Below are 310 nucleotides of genomic sequence, written 5' to 3'. Positions count from 1 at the left end.
GACTGGCTGTAACTGAAGTCGTGATGCGGTCCGCTCCCGAGGTTTCGACGTTGCTCTCCTTCGCGCTGCGGCTCGACCTGCTTGACCTCGCCGTGCTCTCCGTGTTCTGCGCCGCCGCCTTCGCCCCGTTCCACTGCGCCCCCGACGACGCCGCCCGCGCCGCCGGCGTCCCGCGCTGCGACGGCGGCAAGGAGGCGGCGTACCGCGAGGAGGGGCAGCGCGGAGGCTCCCCGTTCGCTGTGATCGAGGAGCCCTCGGCCTGGGAGGGGCCGACCCCGTCCTCGCTCGTGCCGTTCGCCTTCGACGGCCG

The 310-nt window shown here is 73.2% G+C and carries 1 protein-coding gene; it reads left to right on the top strand.

The window, feature by feature from the left end:
* Nucleotides 1–50: 50 nt before the first annotated feature.
* Nucleotides 51–310 (top strand): hypothetical protein (locus PUR71_RS20225; RefSeq protein ID WP_329928459.1); only part of this gene is annotated, 260 nt, incomplete at its 3' end.

It is taken from the genome of Streptomyces sp. SP17BM10, assembly GCF_036322405.1.
In the GTDB taxonomy this organism is placed as follows: Bacteria; Actinomycetota; Actinomycetes; order Streptomycetales; family Streptomycetaceae; genus Kitasatospora.
This window is presented reverse-complemented; position numbering and strand designations above follow the sequence as displayed.